Origin of the sequence: Stutzerimonas kunmingensis, assembly GCF_900114065.1 — a bacterium.
Classification (GTDB): domain Bacteria; phylum Pseudomonadota; class Gammaproteobacteria; order Pseudomonadales; family Pseudomonadaceae; genus Stutzerimonas; species Stutzerimonas kunmingensis.
Window position 1 is genome coordinate 183,214 of sequence record NZ_FORS01000001.1, and the last position, 17,760, is coordinate 200,973.

A 17,760-nucleotide genomic window follows, 5' to 3' on the forward strand; every position below is an offset into this window, starting at 1 on the left:
GTTTCCCTCAATCAATGATGTCGCCGTGCAGCAGGTGCTTACCGACTGCGACGGTACTGACGAAACCCATCACGGCAATCAGCAGTGCAGCCTCGAAGAACAGGTCGGAGGCGAGCCAGATGCCGAACAGCACGATAAGCGCGAGCGCGTTGATGTACAGCGTATCGAGCGCGAGCACTCGGTCGGGCATGTCCGGCCCCTGGACCAGACGAACGACATTCAACACCGCCGCCAGCCCCAAAACGGCCATACAGAACGGAATCACGTAGGCGAGCATTCGAAGATCTCCAGCAGTGGCGCTTCATAGTTACGCTTGACGTCAGCGATCAGCGCATCGACATCAGGCACGTCCAGCGCATGCACCATCAGCATCTGGCGATCCTCACTCAGACAGGCTGACACCGTCCCAGGCGTCAGCGAGATGATGCTGGTCAGGGTGGACAGGACGAACTCGTTCTCGATGGCCATGGGCACCTCGATGAACGCAGGACGCAGGTTCTTCTTCGGTCCCAGCACCAGCTTGGCAACGTGCACATTGGCCACAACGATGTCGTAGAGCACCTTGAGTGAGAACACGCACAGCTGCAGCGGCTTGCGTATGCGCGGCACCTCGACGAGAAACCCCCGAACCAGAAGTGGAATCGCCCAACCAAGAAACAGACCGAGCAAGAACTGCCCGAAGCTCAGCGTGTTGTTGAGCAGCAGCCAGAGAATGGCCAGCATCAAGGTCAGGGCGGGATTAGGTAACCAGCGCGCTTTCATGCCGCACCTCCCTGAAGGATCTGCAGATAAGGCGCAACATCCAGCAGCTGCGCAGCAGTTGCCTGCACGAACGCCTGCAACGGGCCGGCGGCGACAACCAGCATCACACTACCAAGCAGCAAGCCGACCGTCGCCAGAACCCGAATGGCATCGGCAGGCTGCCCCACCGCCTCGGCACTGGGACGCCAGAACACCAGGCTGCCGGCTCGGCTCAGTGAAATCAGCATGCCCAGCCCGCCGACCAGCACCACGGCCCACAGTGCGATCGCGTCTGCGCCAAGCTCGATGGCACGCAGCAGCATCACCTTGCCGAGAAAGCCGGAGAACGGAGGCAAACCGGCCACGGAGATGGCGCCCATGAAGAACAGCGTGCCCAGCAGCAGCGGCTGACGCAGCGCAGGCGCCGAAATCAGATCGGTCCCCAGGTCACCGCGCTGACGAGCTATCAGATCGGCGAGCAGGAACAAGCCGCCCGCAACCAGCGTGCTGTGGACTAGGTAATAAAGTGCCGCAGCAAGCCCGGCCTCGCTGCCGAGCGCAATACCCGCCAGAAGCGTGCCCACCGACACGACCACCAGATAGGCCAGCAGCACCTGCAGGCTGCGAGCGGCCAATGCGCCTATCACGGCCGCACCGAGCGTCAGCAGAGCTAGCGGCCAGAGCCAGACATCGACCATGCCGCTCAACTCGCCCGCTTCGCTGCCGAAGACCAGGGTGAACACACGAATGATCGCGTACAGACCGACCTTGGTCATGATCGCGAATAGCGCAGCGACCGGCGCGGTGGCCGATGCATAAGCCCGCGGCAACCAGAAGTACAGCGGCAGGATTGCGCCCTTGAGCGCGAACACCACCAGCAGCAGATACCCGGCGGCCGCCAGCAGCGGCGCATCGGCCGGATCGGCCGCGCTCACACGGGCAGCCATGTCGACCATGTTCAGGGTGCCCAGCAGTCCGTAGAGCATGCTCACGCCGATCAGAAACAGCGAGGAGCCGAGCAGATTCAGCACAACATAGTGCATACCCGAGCGCACCCTGCGCTGACCATGGCCGTGCAGCAGCAAGGCATACGAAGAGATCAACAGGATCTCGAAGAACACGAACAGGTTGAACAGGTCGCCGGTCAGGAAGGCACCATTGATGCCGAGCAGCTGGAACTGATAGAGGGCGTGAAAGTTCGGCCCGCGCTCATCATCACCACGGCAGGCATAAAGCGCTGCGAAACCAGCCAGCACCGCCGTAACCAGCAGCATCAGCGCGCTCAACCGGTCCAGCATGAGAATGATGCCGAATGGCGGCTGCCAGCTACCCAGCGCATAGATCCGCAGCTGGCCATCATCGGCAAGCAGCACCAGCCAGATCGCAATCGGGACCAGGGTCCAGGTTGCCGCCAGTGAAAGCAGGCGCTTGGTCGACTTGTTCGCGCGATGAGCGAACAGTAACAGCGCCCCCATGAACAACGGCAGCAGCAGCGGGAGAATCAACGCATGATTCATTTGCGCGGCTCCTCACCATCGACGTGATCGGTACGCAGCTCTCCGATGCTGCGCAACGCCAGCACCACCACGAAGGCGGTCATGGCGAAGCCGATGACAATGGCCGTAAGCACCAGCGCCTGCGGCAGCGGATCGCCATACTCCGCGCTCTTGCCTATCACCGCCGGAACGCCGGTCGCTAGCCGGCCCATGGAAAAGATGAACAGGTTGACCGCATAGGAAATCAGCGTCAGCCCCATCACCACCGGAAAGATCCGGGCACGCAGGAGCAGATAGACGCCACTGGCCGTCATGATTCCCAGCGTGATCGCGAACAGCGCTTCCACTACAGCACCTCCCTGTTGGAATCGTCCTGGCTGACCTGGCCGATGTTGGAAAGAATCAGCAATGTCGCGCCGACAACCACCAGATAAACCCCCAGATCGAAGAGCATTGCAGTCGCCAGCTCGAACTCTCCGACGAGAGGCAGATGGAAATACCCGAATGACGACGTCAGGAACGCGTAGCCGAACGCCCAGCTGCCCAGCCCCGTCAGCCCCGCAATAAGCAGGCCTGCGCCGCAGAGTGCGTGATAGCTGATCGGTTGCCGCGCCTGTGCCCAGCTCACGCCATGCGCGATGTATTGGAGAATCAGTGCCACCGCGGTGATGAGACCGGCAATGAATCCGCCACCCGGCAGGTTGTGCCCGCGCAGGAAGATGAAGGCGGAAATCAGCAGCGCCATCGGTAGCAGCGCGCGGGCAAGTGCATCCAGAACCATGGGGTGCCGGTCAACCGACCAGGGTCGCCCGCCGTAGTCGCGAACCGGGTGCGGCAGGCGCAGGCCTTTGAGTAGCGCATAGATGCCTACGCCGGCGATCGCCAGCACTGCGATCTCGCCCAGGGTATCGAACCCACGGAAGTCCACCAGGATCACATTCACGACGTTCTTGCCGCCGCCGCCGGAAACACTGTTCTCGAGGAAGTACGACGCGATGCTGTCATAGGGCCGGGTCAGCACGGTGTAGGCAAGCAGCGCGACCATGGTGCCGCTGCCGCCCGCGAGAACGAAATCGCGGAAGGCACGCAGGCTGCTCGACTCGGCCGGCGTACGGTCGGGCATGAAGAACAGCGCGAGAATCAGCAGGATGATCGTCACCACCTCTACCGAAAGCTGGGTCAGCGCCAGATCCGGGGCGGAATAACGGGCAAACCCGAGCGCGACCATGAGACCAACGACACTGAGTACGATCAGCGCGGTCAGACGGCGGCGATGGAAAAGCACGGTCAGCAGCGAAGTCAGCGCCAGAATCGCCATGCCCAGCACGGTGATCCCATCAAGCGGCGTCAGCGCGACCGGCCCATGCAGCGTTTCCAACGGGGTCAACGCAAAAACCACGAGCACCAGCGTACTGAGCAGCATGAGGGCGATGTAGCGTTGCAGCGAGCCGTTTTCCAGCAGACAGGTGACGTGACGTGCAGCGAGGGTCAGTCCGCCCATCACCCGTTCGAACACCTCCAGCGAATCGACCGTCGGCAACCCTTCGTACCAGCGGAACGCCCATTTGCGCAGCGAGTAGATCAGTATCCCGCCAATCAGCGCAGCAAAGCTCATGGCCAGCGGCAAGTTGAAGCCGTGCCAGATCGACAGGCTGTATTCAGGCACATTGCCATTCAGCGTTCCCGACACCGCCGCCGCCAACAATGGGCCCACGGTGAAAGCCGGTAGCATCCCCACCAGCAGGCAGAGCAACACGAGGATTTCCACCGGAATCTTCATGTAGCGGGCAGGTTCGTGAGGCGGGTACTTCGGCAGATTGATCGGCTCGCCGTTGAAGAACACGTCGTGAACGAAACGCAGCGAATAGGCGACCGAGAACGCACCGGCCAGCGTCGCTGCCGCGGGAATCGTCCAATAGAAGCTACCGAGCAGGTGCTGATCGAGCGTCTCGGCGAAGAACATTTCCTTGCTCAGGAAACCATTGAGCAATGGGACACCGGCCATTGCCAGCGACGCCACCATCGCGAGTGCCGCGGTGTGTGGCATGTACTTCCACATGCCATTGATGCGGCGCATGTCGCGAGTGCCGGTCTCGTGATCGATGATCCCGGCGGCCATGAACAATGAGGCCTTGAAGGTCGCGTGGTTGATGATGTGAAAGATCGCCGCGACCGCTGCAAGACGCGAGTCCAGGCCAAAGAGCAAGGTAATCAGGCCCAGGTGGCTGATGGTGGAATAGGCCAGCAGGCCTTTCAGGTCGTGCTGGAACAGCGCCATCACCGCACCCAGCAGCAATGTCGCCAGCCCGGTGACGCTGACCATGTAGAACCACCACTCCGACTCGGCCAGCGCCGGATACAGCCGAGCGAGCAGGAAGACACCGGCCTTGACCATCGTCGCGGAATGCAGGAAGGCCGATACCGGCGTGGGCGCTGCCATTGCCTGTGGCAACCAGAAGTGAAAAGGGAACTGCGCGGACTTGGTGAACACACCGAGCAACACGAGAATCAAGGTCAGCGGGTACAGGGCATTGGCGCGGATCAGATCGCCCGAAGCGAGCACGGTTGTCAGCTCGAAACTGCCGACGATATGGCCAATCAGCAGAATACCGGCGAGCAAGGCGAGGCCGCCGCCTCCGGTGATGGCGAGCGCCATGCGCGCGCCTTGGCGGGCATCGGCGCGGTGATTCCAGTAACCAATGAGCAGGAACGACGAAAGGCTCGTCAGCTCCCAGAACATAAGCATCAGCAGCAGATTCTCGGACAGCACCACGCCGAGCATGGCACCCATGAACAGCAAGAAGAAGCCGAAGAATCGCCCCATCGGGTCCTTCTTCGACAGGTAATAGCGAGCGTAAAGAATGACCAGAATACCGATGCCGAGAATCAGCAGGGCGAAGAGGAAGCCCAATCCATCAAGGCGCAGGCTCAGGTTGAGTCCGAGCTGCGGCAACCACTCGTAATGGATGATTTCGGTTTGGCCGGCAAATACGTCGGCCCGTTTGGTCAGCAGCAGAATCAGCGCTGTCAGTGGCGCCAGGCCCGCGCCAAAGGCACAAGCGGAGCGACCAAACCTCTCCAGGAGCAAAGGCAGGAAGATGCCCAGAAATGGCAAAGCGATGATCAGCGCAAGCGCCATGAACGAGACCCCTTAAGCCACCTGAGCGGAGGCATTCTTATCCTTGCAGGCACAGCAACTGCCTGAAACAGCACATAAATGTGTGCCCGATTATCCATACCGATGATGCTGGCGTCATGGATTCATGTATTTCGAAAAACAAAAAGCGCTGTCACCGTTACGTTTACGGAGCGGTGACAGCGCTCTGACCTCAGCCTCGGGCAGCTGCTATGAAGATCAGGGCGCCACGCGACTGGTACCACTGACGGTGAGGATGCGAACCCGTTGTCCGACCCGAAACACCTGATTGGGCTCCACGGCCTGCACATAGGCGCGCATGTTGCCATCATCCTCGCGCACGGTGATCTCGACACCCTGGGTACGGGTTATCCCCTCTTCTGCCGCGGCACCGAGCATGCCACCGGCAACCGCACCGATTACAGCGGCAACCGCGCTGCCACGACCGCCGCCGATGCCACTGCCGGCAACGCCACCAACCACTGCGCCAGCGCCGGTGCCGATGGGGGTCTTGGTTCCCTCGATCTTCACTGGACGCAGCGATTCGATGGTTCCGTAACGCACGGTCTGTACGGCTCGCGCCTCATCCCGAGAATAGGTATCTCCGGTCAGGCTGGAGGCGCACCCACCCAGAGCGAGCGTCAGAGCTGTAAAGGAAGCGACATAAATGGACCTACGCATTGCAATTCTCCTGCGGACAGCTGTTTCGTTCTGAACGGCGGCATGAGCAGTAGCGACAAAAAAGCGCTTGGCAACTTCTCCGTCCTGACTCAGCATTTACTACCTTCCTAGCATACCTATGCGAGTCGAACCTGGCGCACCGGTTCCTCTCGCCGAGACGATCCATGGATTACTTCATCATAGCCATCACCACCATAGCTGGCCTGGCTTTTCACGGCTGGCTGATCATGCGCTTCCGACTTTGGGCCGATCGGGACCTGGCGCTTTCAATCGCCGGCAGCGACCCAGACAAGCGCAGCTGGATGCTACAACGCCTCGCCGACGCGAAGAGTCAGAAGATCAAGCGGCGGGAACTACAAAGCTGGCTGGAGCAGCAGATACAACACTACCCCGGCCTCTGATTCGGACACTTTCAGAAGATCAGACCCGAACAAACAAGCCACGCTTTCATGGTCTCTGACCATCGGAAAGCACATCCCCTAGCACCAGATGATCGTTTGCTGGTTACAGAACGTTGCCAGCACGGCGCGAGAGCTTACCCGCTGGCGCTCCAGCAAAGCGCCGCTCTCCGGTATAAGAGGCTTGGAGCAACAGCGCCTGGACTAGTTCGTTGCTGGGAGACCATTTAGGGCGCCAAGCGCTCCCGCTGCCAGCTGTTTGCGATCAAACGATAGTCGAGACGATCATGCAGGCGGCTAGGCCGGCCCTGCCAGAACTCCATACGCTCCGGCAACAGGCGATAACCACCCCAGTGCGGCGGACAATGGGGCGCCGTGTCGAGAAAGCGCTGCTCGGTTTCCGCCAGCAAACGCTCAAGTTCGGCGCGATCGCGAATCACCTGGCTCTGCGGCGATGCCCAGGCACCGAGCCGGCTACCCAAGGGGCGGACTTGAAAATAAGCATCCGACTCCTCCTGAGTAACCTTCTCCACCCGCCCCTCGATACGAACCTGACGCTCGAGTGTCGGCCAGAAGAAAGTCATGGCTGCATAGGGCGAAGCATTCAGTTGCTCACCCTTAGCGCTGTCGTAATTGGTGAAAAAGGTAAAGCCTCGATCATCCAGCGCCTTGAGAAGCAGGATACGACAGTGAGGATGGCCGTCGGAGTCGACCGTAGCCAGGGACATCGCGTTAGGCTCCACCGGTGCCTGTTCGGTTTTCGTGGCCTCGGTGAACCACTGACGAAACAATCCGAACGGCTCGGCTGGTGCATTGGCCTCGCTGAGTCCGTCACGTGTGTAGTCACGGCGCATATCGGCCAGGGTCTGGATCATCGCGGGGCTCCTTGTAGTCGAATAAGCAGGCTTCAGCCTACCAGGCGGCCATTCGCCGGGCGACGGTGGTTGAACCCAGCCGGCCTGCATGAACTAGCTTATCCGCGTGCTCAGGCAACGCGCTTGATTCAAGGCAACCATGCCCAACGAAAACAGGCCCGCATGCGGGCCTGTCGATATCCAATGCCTGGCAGCGCTACTTGGCGACCTCGGCTTGCGCCACCTGAGTCGCGGTCTGCGCCGGCTGCTCGTACTTGGCGATCAATGCGAGCATCGTCGCCTGCGGCGCCAGTACCATCTCGACCCGACGGTTCAGAGCCCGGCCTTCCTTGCTGTCGTTGGCTGCACGCGGCATATCGGAACCCAGGCCTCGAATGCGCAGGCGGTTATGCTTGAGGCCACTCAGGCGGAAAATGGCCGCCACTGCACCGGCACGCTCGCGACTGACGGTGCGATTGGTGTCCGCAGAGCCAGTGCTGTCGGCATGACCGAGTACGACTACGGCAGTCTTGTCGTCCTTCTCGACCAGCTTTGCAACACGAGTGATCGGCCCGAGGGTTACCGGCAGGAGCATGCCGGGACGATCCGGATTGAAGGACGAGTCCACCGGCGCTGTCACCACCAGCACGCTGTCACGGCGCTCCACCTCGAAACCACTGCCCACGAGCGCATCCTTCAACTGCGGCTCGTACTCATCGAGCCAAGCGTAATCCACCTTGACCGTAGCCGGGGCAGCGGCCTCGCTCGGTTTCTCGCTCTTCGAGCTGCAGCCGGCAACGACGATCATGCAGAAAATCAGGGAGACGCTCTTCAGCAGGTTCATGAGGCAGGTTCCGTCAACCAGAAGCGTTCTAGGAGGGTGCGACCAATCGAGGTGAGGCCACTATTGAGTTCGAGTTGAAATTGTGGACGCAAGCCCTTCTTTTGAAAAGCGTGCGAGGCCAGAAGTGACGAGTGGTTCAACGCAGGCATGCTGCAACGCTGCGCGCCAGCGATTGCGCACGCGGGTCCATCAGCACATAGGGGCCGAGGGTATTGGTCACGAAACCGAACCCCAGTTCACGCTCCGGATCGGCAAAACCAACACTGCCACCGGCACCAGGGTGACCAAACGCCTGCTCTCCCATGCCAAAGGTGGCATTGGCGACGTGCGGCTGATCCAACCAGCAGCCGAGGCCGAAACGCGTGGCCGCCAACAGAGTGCGGTCTTGTCCGGTGCTTTGCTCGCTGGTCATCTCGCGCAGCAGCGACTCATCCAGAAGTTTGCCCTGCAGCAACCCTGTATAGAAACCCGCCAACGAGCGGGCATTGCCATGGCCGTTGGCTGCCGGCTGCGCCATGCGTCGCCATTCCGGCTTGTTACCACTGCTCATGATGGACGGTGGATTGTTGAAGGCCCGGACACTTATTGACTCCGGCTCGCTCATCAAGGCCTTGAACAGGCGCTGCGCGGCAGCGTCACCGAAGTCGTTCTTGGTGCGCGTGAGATAAGCGACACGATGAGCCTCTGAATCGCCGAGACCGATATGGAAGTCAAGCCCGAGCGGCACCGCCGTACGACGAACGATCGACTCCCCAGGCCCACAGCCATCGACACGACGCAGGAGCTCACCAACCAGCCAGCCGTAGGTCATCGCCGCGTAGCCCTGATCGGTGCCGGGCGTCCACCATGGCTCTTCGGCTGCTAGCGCGGCGGTCATGACGTCCCAGTCGTACAGCGCTTCGGCGGCTAGCGGTCTGCGAATCGCCGGCAATCCCGCCCGATGACAGAGCAGCTGACGCAGGGTGATGGTTTCCTTGCCATTGACTGCGAACTCCGGCCATATACGGCCGACGGGCTCATCCAGCTGCAGCTTGCCTTCCTCAACCAGCTGCAGCGCAGCAACCCCGGTGAAGGTCTTGGTGCAGGAGAACAGGTTGACCACCGTATCGCTGTGCCACACCTGCTCGCCCTGATTGTCGGCAAAGCCGGCCCAGAGATCGACGACCGTCTCGCCGCCGATCTGCACGCAGAGTCCCGCGCCGCGCTGCTGGGTGCCATCGAACAGCGCGCCGAACGCATCGCGAACGGCCTCGAAACGAAGATCGAAATAGCCCTGAACCTGCACGCTGTCACCTCTCGCAATCAATTCTCGGGATTCTTGCAGCCGCCATTACGCAACAAAACCGCCAGACGAAGCGGTGATGAGGTGATATCGCGACCGGTTATCTCGCCTATCAACCGATCTCGCGACGGAACGGCGGCAGCGCATTGAGGATCGCCTTGCCATAGCGCTGCGTCACCACCCGCCGGTCGAGCAGCGTGATGGTTCCACGGTCCGCTTCGGTACGCAGCAGCCGCCCACAGGCCTGCACCAGTCGCAGAGAGGCATCTGGAACGGCGATCTCCATGAAGGGGTTGCCGCCGCGCGCCTCGATCCACTCTGCCAATGCGGCCTCGACCGGGTCATCGGGGACCGCAAACGGAATCTTCGCAATCACCACATGCTCGCAGTATGCCCCCGGCAGATCGACACCTTCGGCAAAGCTGGCAAGCCCGAACAGCACGCTGGACTCGCCATCGTCCACCCGCGCCTTGTGCTTGTTCAGGGTTTCCTGCTTGGACAGGTTGCCCTGGATCAGCACCCGCCGACGCCATTCACGCTCCAGGCCGTCGAACACGTCCTGCATCTGCTTGCGTGACGAGAACAGTACAAGCGTTCCCCGTGCACCTTCGACCAATCCCGGCAGTTCGCGGACGATGGCTGCCGTGTGTGCTGCAGCATCGCGCGGATCGGCCTTCAGATCGGGGACGCGCAGCACCCCGGCATCGGCATGATGAAAAGGACTCGGCACCACGGCGGTGACCGCAGCCTTGGGCAAACCGGCCCGCATGCGGTAGCGGTCGAAACTGTTCAGCGCCGTGAGCGTCGCCGATGTCACCAGCGCACCAAAGGCGACATTCCAGAGATTGCGCCGCAATGTTTCCGCTGCAAGGATCGGGCTGGCATTGACCTCGATATCGAACAGCGCCCCACCTTCCGCCAGGGTCAGCCAGCGCGCCATTGGCGGGCTATCCTCCGGGTCTTCGACGGTGAATGCGGTCCACAACTCCCAATTGTTCTGCGAACGCGTCAGCAGACTGCCGAACAGCGGGTACCACTCCTCGGCCTGATGGCTGGCGATTCCGCCACCTGCTTCGCCGTCCATGGCCTCCTTGAGCAGTTCAGCAATCCGACTGAACAGATCGGTCAGCTTGGAAAAACCCTTCTTCAGCTCGGTGCCCAGCTCGATCAGATGCTCCGGCACCACGCCACCGATGAAGCGGTGCCGCGGCCGCTCACGGCCCTCCATGTCCTCACCGGCCTTGAAATCGGCCAATTGCTCACAGGCGCTGAACATGAACTGCTGCTGGGTGCGCAGATCACGAGCCAGTTCTGGAATGCCCTCCACCAGCCGACCGAGCTCGCCCGGCAGCGGATGTTGGGCAAGCAGCTTGGTCAGGTTCTTTTCCACCTGCCCGAGCCAGTCAGCCGTGGAGCGCAACCGAGTGAAATGGGCGAAGTGACCGATGGCCTTGTCCGGCAGGTGATGCCCTTCGTCGAAGACGTAGATGGTGTCACGTGGATCGGGCAACACCGCACCGCCGCCAAGGGCCAGGTCTGCCAGAACCATGTCGTGGTTGGTGACGATCACGTCGACCTTGGTCATGCCCTCGCGCGCCTTGTAGAACGCGCACTGCTGAAAGTTGGGGCAATGCCGGCCGGTGCATTGGCTGTGATCCGTGGTGAGCTGCGACCAGTCCGCATCGCCCAGCTCCTCCGGCCAGCTGTCGCGGTCGCCATCCCAGCGATTACCCGCCAACTTCTCGATCATGCCGGTGAAGAGCTTCTGGCTGCGCTCGTCGACCTCGATGCGGAAGCCTTCCTCCTCGAACAACTGGGCGGTCGCGCTCTGCGCCTGGCCCTCCTGCAGCAACAGATCCAGCTTTGACAGGCACAGGTAGCGCCCGCGGCCCTTGGCCAATGCGAAGCTGAAATTCAGTCCGCTGTTGCGCATCAGGTCCGGCAGATCCTTGTGCACGATCTGCTCCTGCAGGGCGACCGTTGCCGTGGCGATTACCAGCCGCTTGCCAGCCGCCTTGGCGGTGGGGATCGCCGCCAGACTGTAGGCGACGGTCTTGCCTGTACCGGTGCCCGCTTCGACCGCGACGACCGCGGGCTCGCTCTCGCGACGCCCTTCATCATCGGTCTTGATAGTGCCGAGCACCTTGGCGACCTCGGCGATCATCAGGCGCTGGCCATAGCGGGCCTTGAGCCCCTTGGCTTCGAGAAAACGGCTGTATGCGCCCTGGATCTGGGACTTGAGTTCGGTGCTGAGCATGGGCGCGGAGCTGTATATATTTTCAGTACTTCAATGGGGCGGCTATGATAGCGCGCGTTCGCCCTGCCGCCACCGGAGATTTGCCCCATGACGTCATTTGCCCTGCTTTACACCCTGCATGTATTCGCCGCGACAGTCTGGGTGGGCGGAATGTTTTTCGCTTGGATGGTGCTGCGCCCGGCGGCGGTGGCGGTGCTGCAGGCACCGGAGCGGTTGACCTTATGGGCAGATGTGTTCCGACGTTTTTTCGTCTGGGTCTGGGTGGCGGTGCTGGTATTGCCGCTAAGCGGCATCGGCATGTGGCACATGCGTTTCGGCCCGCTGGAAAGCGCACCGCGCTATGTTCACATCATGGCCGGTCTGTACCTGGTGATGCTGGCGCTGTTTCTGCGTATTCAGTTACTGCAGTTGCCGGTCCTCAAGCGCGCGGTCGAGGCCGAGCGGTGGCCGGACGGTGGTGCGGTGCTCGGGCAGATTCGCCGACTGGTGGGTATCAACCTCCTGCTCGGCCTGCTGGTGATCGCGCTAGCCAGCGCACGGCCGTCGTTCTGACAGCCGTAAATAAAACAGCCGGGCACTGTGGGCCCGGCTGGATCTGTTACCGCATTCGACTCAAGGGCGTGCTTCGACCTCAGCCTCTACGCGACGGTTGATAGCGCGGCCTTCTTCGGTTGCGTTATCGGCGACCGGGCGCGATTCGCCGTAGCCAACTGCATTCACACGATCACCCTCGACGCCATACTGGTCGACCAGCACCTGACGAACCGCATTGGCGCGGCGCTCGGAAAGGCGCTGGTTGTAGGCATCGGTACCGACGGAGTCGGTATGGCCTTCGAGCACGGTCGTGGTCTGGCCATATTCCTTCATGAAATCAGCCAGATTCTGGATGTCGCCATAGCTATCCTGCTTGACCACATCACGATCGAAGTCGAACTTGACGTCCAGTTCGACGCGCACCGGCTCCGCCGCTGGCTCCGGTTCCGGCTCGGACTGAGGCATCGGCTCGACCGTCTCGACGACGGCGACAGTTTCCTCTTCCATGCCGTTGGCCCAACAATAGGCTGCCGCGACACCACCACCGATCAGCGCACCCCAACCGGCATAGGAGCTGCTCTCGATGGCCCCCAGCGCGGCACCGCTCACGCCACCCACGGCCGCACATGTCGGCCAATCCTGTTTCTGCACGCCTGCACAACCAGCCAGGAACGTGGTCATGACAATAACGGGTACTGCTGTCCGTAATGTACTCATCGATCAAAACCTCCAGTGTGGACATTCAGCCAGAATCGCCACGTACGGGAATCCGGGCGGCTCCGGTTATTTTCAGACTAGGCCGACAAACGGCACCGCGCTAGTCTTCACCTTTGAAACGAGGATTCTCGATTGACTGAAAACCCTGTAGTGCACACGCCACAACAAGCGCTTGCGGCGATGCTCGAGCACTATGCCCCAAGCCATCTATTGCACGTGGGGCGCAGTGATCAACCTGCTCTGGCTGCCTACGCCGAATGTCATCCGGAGTTTCAGCTAGACCGCGCCGATGCCGCGCCGCTATCAGAGCAACTGGCCTCTCAGCGTTACGATTTGGCCCTGTTCGTCGACTGCCTGGAGCACATGCCCAAGCGTAACGGCCTGGAGCTGCTCGGCAGCGTTCGCAATCTGAATGCCAGCCGTATGGCGGTACTCGTGGATCTCGACGCATCCGAATGGCAGACCACAGACTTCTATGCACTAGCCCTGCAAGTCAGCGAGCGCTTCCAGCGCGACGGACAGACCTTGACGCTCTTCACCTACGACCTGCTCCAATACAAGCAGGTTCCGGACTGGCTGAATGCCAGGTTCTGGGCCAACCCGGAAAACTTCGGAAAGTACTGGTGGTGACATGAGCGAACAGCGCCCCCTCGCGCCTAACTGCCCTTGCGGCAGCGGCAATACGCTTGAGCAGTGCTGCGGCCGTTATCACGCAGGCACACCGGCACCCAGCGCCGAACTACTGATGCGCTCGCGCTATAGCGCCTACGTGCTGGGTTTGGTCGACTATCTGCAGGCCACCACGCTACCGGTGCAACAGACGGCGCTGGACATGGACGGCATGCGCCGCTGGAGCCTCGACAGCACCTGGCTGGGGCTGGAAGTGAACGAGAGTGCAGTGCTCGGCGGCAAGCCTGAACATGCACGGGTGACCTTCACCGCCCGCTGGCACGACCAGACGGGCGAGCATGTCCACCAGGAACGCTCGGCCTTCGTTCAATGCGACGGAAAATGGTATTTCATCGATCCGACGGTGCCACTCAGGGCCGGACGCAACGATCCCTGCCCATGCGGCAGCGGTTCGAAATTCAAGAAGTGCTGCGCCGCCTACGTCTGATGCCAAACCGCACCGGGATAGCCGCCGCGCGAGGCGGCGGCGTGGAGCGGATGCGCTACTTCTCGACGAATGCGCGTTCGATCAGGTAGTGCCCCGGATCGCCCATGCGCGGCGAGACGCTCAGACCGAAGCTGTCCAGCACCTGGCTGGTTTCGTCCAGCATGCTCGGGCTGCCGCAAATCATCGCGCGATCGTCCTGCGGATTGATCGGAGGCAGGCCGATGTCGCTGAACAGTTTGCCGCTGCGCATCAGCTCGGTCAGGCGGCCCTGATTCTCGAAAGGCTCGCGCGTCACAGTCGGGTAATAGATCAGTTTTTCTTTCACCGCCTCACCAAAGAACTCGTTCTGCGGCAGGTGCTCGGTGATGAATTCACGATAGGCGACTTCGTTTGCGTAGCGAACACCATGCACCAGCACGACTTTTTCGAAGCGCTCGTAGGTTTCCGGGTCCTGGATGACACTCATGAATGGCGCCAGGCCCGTGCCGGTGCTGAGCAGGTAAAGATGCTTGCCAGGCAACAGATCGTCGAGCACCAGTGTTCCGGTTGGCTTGCGGCTGACCATGATCTGGTCGCCTTCCTGCAGGTGCTGCAGTCGAGAAGTCAGCGGGCCGTTCTGCACCTTGATGCTGAAGAACTCCAGATACTCTTCGTAGTTGGGACTGGCGATACTGTAGGCGCGCATCAGCGGACGGCCCTCGACCTCTAGGCCGATCATGACGAACTGGCCGTTCTCGAAGCGCAAGCCTGCATTGCGGGTGGTCTTGAAGCTGAACAGCGTGTCGTTCCAATGGTGCACACTGAGAACGCGCTCTACGTTCAGATTGCTCATGCTACGAATTCCTCGTGGTGTCGCGACGGGCGTCGTTACGTGGCGCCAGTCTAGCGATGGCGTCTTTATTCGTTAACTGGATAATAAAGATATAGGTTATCGGTTATATAGATATGCATTTTACTCTCCGCCAGATCGAAGTGTTTGCCGCTGTCGCCCGCCAGGAAAGCGTGTCGCGCGCAGCCGAGAGCCTATCGTTGTCACAGTCCGCAACCAGTACGTCGCTGGCCGAACTGGAACGCCAGTCCGGCTGCCAGCTCTTCGACCGAGCCGGCAAAAGGCTCTGCTTGAACGCGCTCGGACAACAGCTGCTGCCGCAGGCAGTTGCCCTGCTCGATCAGGCACGCGCCATCGAGGATCTGCTCAACGGCAAGAGCGGCTTCGGCTCACTGGCGGTCGGTGCGACGCTGACGATCGGCAATTACCTCGCCACGTTGCTGATTGGCAGCTTCATGCAGCGCCACCCGGAATGCCGAGTGAAGCTGCACGTACACAACACTGCGCACATCGTGCATCAGATCGCGCAACACGAACTTGATCTGGGTTTGATCGAAGGTGATTGCCAGCACCCGGACCTTGAGGTCCAGCCGTGGATCGAAGATGAGCTGGTGGTGTTCTGCGCACCGCAGCACCCGCTGGCCGGGCGGGGCGAGGTGGGCCTGGACGAGCTGACCAGCGAAGCGTGGATTCTCCGCGAGCAGGGCTCCGGCACGCGGATGACCTTCGAACAGGCTGTGCGACATCGGCCAGGCAAGCTGAACGTGCGGCTCGAGCTGGAGCACACCGAAGCGATCAAACGCGCGGTGGAGTCGGGACTGGGGATCGGCTGCATTTCTCGACTGGCGCTGCGTGACGCCTTTCGCCGTGGCAGCCTGGTACCGGTGGCGACGCCCGAGCTGGACCTGCGTCGCCAGTTCTACTTCATCTGGCATTCGCACAAGTATCAGATCGCGGCCATGCTCGAGTTCGTCGAACAGTGCCGCGCCCTGACCTCAGGCGTGCGCCGCAGCGATGAAATCCAGCTGCCGCCGATCGCCTGAGGCCCGCATCCGGATCAGCTGGTTGGAATGGAACCCATCTGCTGCAGCAACAGGGCTGCCTGGGTGCGGGTACGCACGCCGAGCTTGCGGAAGATAGCGGTAACGTGGGCCTTGATGGTCGCTTCAGAAACGCTCAGTTCGTAGGCGATCTGCTTGTTCAACAGCCCGTCACAGACCATGGTCAGCACTCGGAACTGTTGCGGCGTCAGGCTGGCAAGCCCGGCGCTGGCAGCCTTGGCCTCATCGCTGACGTTGGCCACATCCTGGATGTTGCTAGGCCACCAGACATCGCCATCCAAAACAGCACGTACCGCTTGCTGGATGGTTTCCAGAGAACTGGACTTGGGAATGAAACCGCTGGCACCGAACTCACGGGAGCGCGCAACGACCGCTGCGTCCTCCTGTGCCGAGATCATGACTACCGGTAGATGCGGATACTGCCCCCTCAGCAGTACCAACCCCGAGAAACCATAGGCTCCAGGCATGTTCAGATCCAGCAGCACCAGATCCCAATCGGCGCCCTGATTTAGAAGGCTTTCCAGTTCGGCGATGCTGGCCGCTTCCACCAGACGTACGTTTTCCCCTAGCCCCATGGTGAGCGCCTGTTGCAGCGCGCTGCGGAAAAGCGGGTGATCATCGGCAATGATTATTTCGTAAGCAGCCATTGGCAGACCTGTAGTTTTTATTGGCGCTTTTTCATCGGCTTGAGCAGCCGATGCCGACAAGATGACGGCAGAAACCCCGAGACAACGCTCCGGGGATGGTCCGATGTGAAATTTTCGGCCGGCTCGACCGAATATCGGCCGCCCGCCACAACAAATCAAGCGGCGCAAGCATGCCCACCCATGAATAAGTGGTCAAGCGCGGCGCTTTGTAGCAAAGTCTGCGACTTTTCCCGACCGAGCCGAAACATGCGTAGCCAAGCCCTCCGCGCCGACTTCCTGATGCTGATCACCGCCATGATCTGGGGCACGGCCTTTGTTGCCCAACGAATCGGCATGGACAACATCGGCCCGTTTCTATTTACCGGCCTGCGCTTCGCCCTGGGCGCTCTCGCGCTGCTGCCACTGGTGATCTACCAGGGCCGCACCAAAGCCCGGCACGAACCCTTTCTGCAGCGTGGCCTGCTGCTCGGCGGCCTGAGCATGGGGCTTGCGCTGACCGTGGGAATCAACCTGCAGCAGGTCGGCCTGCTGTTTACCAGCGTGACCAACTCAGGATTCATCACTGGCCTGTACGTGATCGTGGTGCCACTGCTGGGACTGATCATTGGCCACAGGACAGGCCTCGGAACCTGGGTCGGCGCCTTTCTCGCCGTTGCCGGCATGGCGCTGCTGAGCATCGGCGAGGATTTCACCGTTGCCTCTGGTGACTGGATCCAGTTGGCCGGCGCCTTCGTCTGGGGCCTGCATGTGCTGCTGGTGAGCTTCTTCGTCAGCCGCCACGACGCGATTCGCCTGGCCTTCCTGCAGTTCGCCACCTGTGCCGTGGTCAGCCTGCTGCTGGCATTGATCTTTGAAGAGATCGAGCCGACCAGCATCTGGCTCGCCGGGCCGGCCCTCATCTATGGCGGATTGTTCGCCGTTGCGGTTGGCTACACGCTGCAGGTTGTTGCGCAGAAGCATGCGATCGCCTCCCATGCGGCGATCATCCTCTCACTGGAAGCGGTGTTCGCAGCCATCGCGGGCGCACTGTTCCTTGAGGAAAGCCTGACGCTGCGCGGCTACATGGGCTGCGTATTGATGTTCATCGGCATGCTCGCCGCACAGCTCTGGCCGCGCAAAGCCGAGCCGCTAACCACAGCCAGTCCTGCCAAGGCCTGACGGCCAAT

Annotated in this window: 19 protein-coding genes; 6 read left to right on the plus strand and 13 right to left on the minus strand. The window is 61.3% G+C overall.

All coding sequences use genetic code 11. The annotated features are described in order from the left end of the window. Positions 1–7 precede the first annotated feature (7 nt). From BM275_RS00900 to BM275_RS00925, 6 genes are all read right to left on the minus strand, one after another. Complete coding sequence (locus BM275_RS00900; RefSeq protein WP_003299380.1) at positions 8–277, minus strand: K+/H+ antiporter subunit F; 270 nt, start codon at positions 275–277, stop codon at positions 8–10. Then, a complete protein-coding gene (locus BM275_RS00905; RefSeq protein WP_090518999.1) occupies positions 262–762 on the minus strand; it encodes a Na+/H+ antiporter subunit E in 501 nt (166 codons plus the stop codon). Before BM275_RS00905 ends, BM275_RS00900 begins: the two co-directional genes overlap by 16 nt. Further along, on the minus strand, positions 759–2,258 hold the full coding sequence (locus BM275_RS00910) for a monovalent cation/H+ antiporter subunit D (RefSeq protein WP_023443741.1): 1,500 nt from the start codon (positions 2,256–2,258) through the stop codon (positions 759–761). The genes BM275_RS00905 and BM275_RS00910 overlap by 4 nt, the downstream gene beginning before the upstream one ends. After that, entirely contained in the window at positions 2,255–2,584 is a 330-nt protein-coding gene (locus tag BM275_RS00915; protein WP_003299385.1) for a Na+/H+ antiporter subunit C, read from the minus strand. Before BM275_RS00915 ends, BM275_RS00910 begins: the two co-directional genes overlap by 4 nt. Next, complete coding sequence (locus BM275_RS00920) at positions 2,584–5,376, minus strand: monovalent cation/H+ antiporter subunit A (protein WP_090519000.1); 2,793 nt, start codon at positions 5,374–5,376, stop codon at positions 2,584–2,586. The genes BM275_RS00915 and BM275_RS00920 overlap by 1 nt, the downstream gene beginning before the upstream one ends. A gap of 216 nt (positions 5,377–5,592) precedes the next feature. Next, positions 5,593–6,054, minus strand: coding sequence for an outer membrane lipoprotein (locus tag BM275_RS00925; protein WP_046621300.1), 462 nt, complete (start codon positions 6,052–6,054; stop codon positions 5,593–5,595). Between the two features lie 164 nt (positions 6,055–6,218). Here BM275_RS00925 and BM275_RS00930 point away from each other — a divergent pair, with 164 nt between their 5' ends. Continuing rightward, positions 6,219–6,455, plus strand: coding sequence for a hypothetical protein (locus BM275_RS00930; RefSeq protein ID WP_090519001.1), 237 nt, complete (start codon positions 6,219–6,221; stop codon positions 6,453–6,455). Between the two features lie 224 nt (positions 6,456–6,679). Here the strand turns inward: BM275_RS00930 and pdxH are convergent, their stop codons facing one another. The 4 genes from pdxH to dinG form a co-directional block, all read right to left on the minus strand. Beyond that, on the minus strand, positions 6,680–7,327 hold the full coding sequence (pdxH, locus tag BM275_RS00935; protein ID WP_045666257.1) for a pyridoxamine 5'-phosphate oxidase: 648 nt from the start codon (positions 7,325–7,327) through the stop codon (positions 6,680–6,682). Between the two features lie 196 nt (positions 7,328–7,523). Continuing rightward, positions 7,524–8,150 (minus strand): OmpA family protein, encoded by a 627-nt coding sequence (locus BM275_RS00940; RefSeq protein ID WP_045666256.1) that lies wholly within the window; start codon positions 8,148–8,150, stop codon positions 7,524–7,526. A gap of 136 nt (positions 8,151–8,286) precedes the next feature. Then, a complete protein-coding gene (locus tag BM275_RS00945; RefSeq protein ID WP_090519002.1) occupies positions 8,287–9,435 on the minus strand; it encodes a serine hydrolase domain-containing protein in 1,149 nt (382 codons plus the stop codon). A 109-nt stretch (positions 9,436–9,544) separates the two neighbouring features. After that, positions 9,545–11,689: an ATP-dependent DNA helicase DinG gene (gene dinG / locus BM275_RS00950; RefSeq protein WP_090519003.1), complete on the minus strand. Its 2,145-nt coding sequence runs from the start codon at positions 11,687–11,689 to the stop codon at positions 9,545–9,547. A gap of 87 nt (positions 11,690–11,776) precedes the next feature. On the opposite strand from dinG, the gene BM275_RS00955 reads away from it, so the two are divergent. Next, positions 11,777–12,241 carry a CopD family protein gene (locus tag BM275_RS00955; RefSeq protein WP_090519004.1) on the plus strand — a complete coding sequence of 155 codons (465 nt, stop codon included), beginning with the start codon at positions 11,777–11,779 and terminating at the stop codon, positions 12,239–12,241. A 60-nt stretch (positions 12,242–12,301) separates the two neighbouring features. Here the strand turns inward: BM275_RS00955 and BM275_RS22520 are convergent, their stop codons facing one another. Further along, positions 12,302–12,940, minus strand: coding sequence for an OmpA family protein (locus BM275_RS22520; RefSeq protein ID WP_472739251.1), 639 nt, complete (start codon positions 12,938–12,940; stop codon positions 12,302–12,304). Between the two features lie 132 nt (positions 12,941–13,072). On the opposite strand from BM275_RS22520, the gene BM275_RS00965 reads away from it, so the two are divergent. Next, positions 13,073–13,570: a DUF6231 family protein gene (locus tag BM275_RS00965; RefSeq protein ID WP_014819888.1), complete on the plus strand. Its 498-nt coding sequence runs from the start codon at positions 13,073–13,075 to the stop codon at positions 13,568–13,570. A 1-nt stretch (position 13,571) separates the two neighbouring features. After that, positions 13,572–14,057 carry a YchJ family protein gene (locus BM275_RS00970; RefSeq protein ID WP_090519005.1) on the plus strand — a complete coding sequence of 162 codons (486 nt, stop codon included), beginning with the start codon at positions 13,572–13,574 and terminating at the stop codon, positions 14,055–14,057. A 55-nt stretch (positions 14,058–14,112) separates the two neighbouring features. Here BM275_RS00970 and fpr read toward each other — a convergent pair whose 3' ends face one another. Next, on the minus strand, positions 14,113–14,889 hold the full coding sequence (fpr, locus tag BM275_RS00975; RefSeq protein ID WP_014819886.1) for a ferredoxin-NADP reductase: 777 nt from the start codon (positions 14,887–14,889) through the stop codon (positions 14,113–14,115). Between the two features lie 113 nt (positions 14,890–15,002). Between fpr and BM275_RS00980 the strand changes: the two genes are divergently transcribed. Continuing rightward, positions 15,003–15,929, plus strand: a complete 927-nt coding sequence (locus tag BM275_RS00980; protein ID WP_090519006.1) for a LysR family transcriptional regulator — start codon at positions 15,003–15,005, stop codon at positions 15,927–15,929. A gap of 14 nt (positions 15,930–15,943) precedes the next feature. Here the strand turns inward: BM275_RS00980 and erdR are convergent, their stop codons facing one another. After that, complete coding sequence (erdR, locus tag BM275_RS00985) at positions 15,944–16,594, minus strand: response regulator transcription factor ErdR (protein WP_090519007.1); 651 nt, start codon at positions 16,592–16,594, stop codon at positions 15,944–15,946. A 246-nt stretch (positions 16,595–16,840) separates the two neighbouring features. Between erdR and BM275_RS00990 the strand changes: the two genes are divergently transcribed. Then, positions 16,841–17,752: a DMT family transporter gene (locus BM275_RS00990; protein WP_014819884.1), complete on the plus strand. Its 912-nt coding sequence runs from the start codon at positions 16,841–16,843 to the stop codon at positions 17,750–17,752. The last annotated feature ends 8 nt before the right edge of the window (positions 17,753–17,760 follow it).

What these genes read in the sequence shown, in the direction of transcription:
- BM275_RS00900 (WP_003299380.1), bottom strand. Translation starts at nt 277, where the DNA reads ATGCTCGCCTACGTGATTCCGTTCTGTATGGCCGTTTTGGGGCTGGCG.
- BM275_RS00905 (WP_090518999.1), bottom strand. Translation starts at nt 762, where the DNA reads ATGAAAGCGCGCTGGTTACCTAATCCCGCCCTGACCTTGATGCTGGCC.
- BM275_RS00910 (WP_023443741.1), bottom strand. Translation starts at nt 2,258, where the DNA reads ATGAATCATGCGTTGATTCTCCCGCTGCTGCTGCCGTTGTTCATGGGG.
- BM275_RS00920 (WP_090519000.1), bottom strand. Translation starts at nt 5,376, where the DNA reads ATGGCGCTTGCGCTGATCATCGCTTTGCCATTTCTGGGCATCTTCCTG.
- BM275_RS00925 (WP_046621300.1), bottom strand. Translation starts at nt 6,054, where the DNA reads ATGCGTAGGTCCATTTATGTCGCTTCCTTTACAGCTCTGACGCTCGCT.
- BM275_RS00930 (WP_090519001.1), top strand. Translation starts at nt 6,219, where the DNA reads ATGGATTACTTCATCATAGCCATCACCACCATAGCTGGCCTGGCTTTT.
- pdxH (WP_045666257.1), bottom strand. Translation starts at nt 7,327, where the DNA reads ATGATCCAGACCCTGGCCGATATGCGCCGTGACTACACACGTGACGGA.
- BM275_RS00940 (WP_045666256.1), bottom strand. Translation starts at nt 8,150, where the DNA reads ATGAACCTGCTGAAGAGCGTCTCCCTGATTTTCTGCATGATCGTCGTT.
- dinG (WP_090519003.1), bottom strand. Translation starts at nt 11,689, where the DNA reads ATGCTCAGCACCGAACTCAAGTCCCAGATCCAGGGCGCATACAGCCGT.
- BM275_RS00955 (WP_090519004.1), top strand. Translation starts at nt 11,777, where the DNA reads ATGACGTCATTTGCCCTGCTTTACACCCTGCATGTATTCGCCGCGACA.
- BM275_RS22520 (WP_472739251.1), bottom strand. Translation starts at nt 12,940, where the DNA reads ATGAGTACATTACGGACAGCAGTACCCGTTATTGTCATGACCACGTTC.
- BM275_RS00970 (WP_090519005.1), top strand. Translation starts at nt 13,572, where the DNA reads ATGAGCGAACAGCGCCCCCTCGCGCCTAACTGCCCTTGCGGCAGCGGC.
- fpr (WP_014819886.1), bottom strand. Translation starts at nt 14,889, where the DNA reads ATGAGCAATCTGAACGTAGAGCGCGTTCTCAGTGTGCACCATTGGAAC.
- BM275_RS00980 (WP_090519006.1), top strand. Translation starts at nt 15,003, where the DNA reads ATGCATTTTACTCTCCGCCAGATCGAAGTGTTTGCCGCTGTCGCCCGC.
- erdR (WP_090519007.1), bottom strand. Translation starts at nt 16,594, where the DNA reads ATGGCTGCTTACGAAATAATCATTGCCGATGATCACCCGCTTTTCCGC.
- BM275_RS00990 (WP_014819884.1), top strand. Translation starts at nt 16,841, where the DNA reads ATGCGTAGCCAAGCCCTCCGCGCCGACTTCCTGATGCTGATCACCGCC.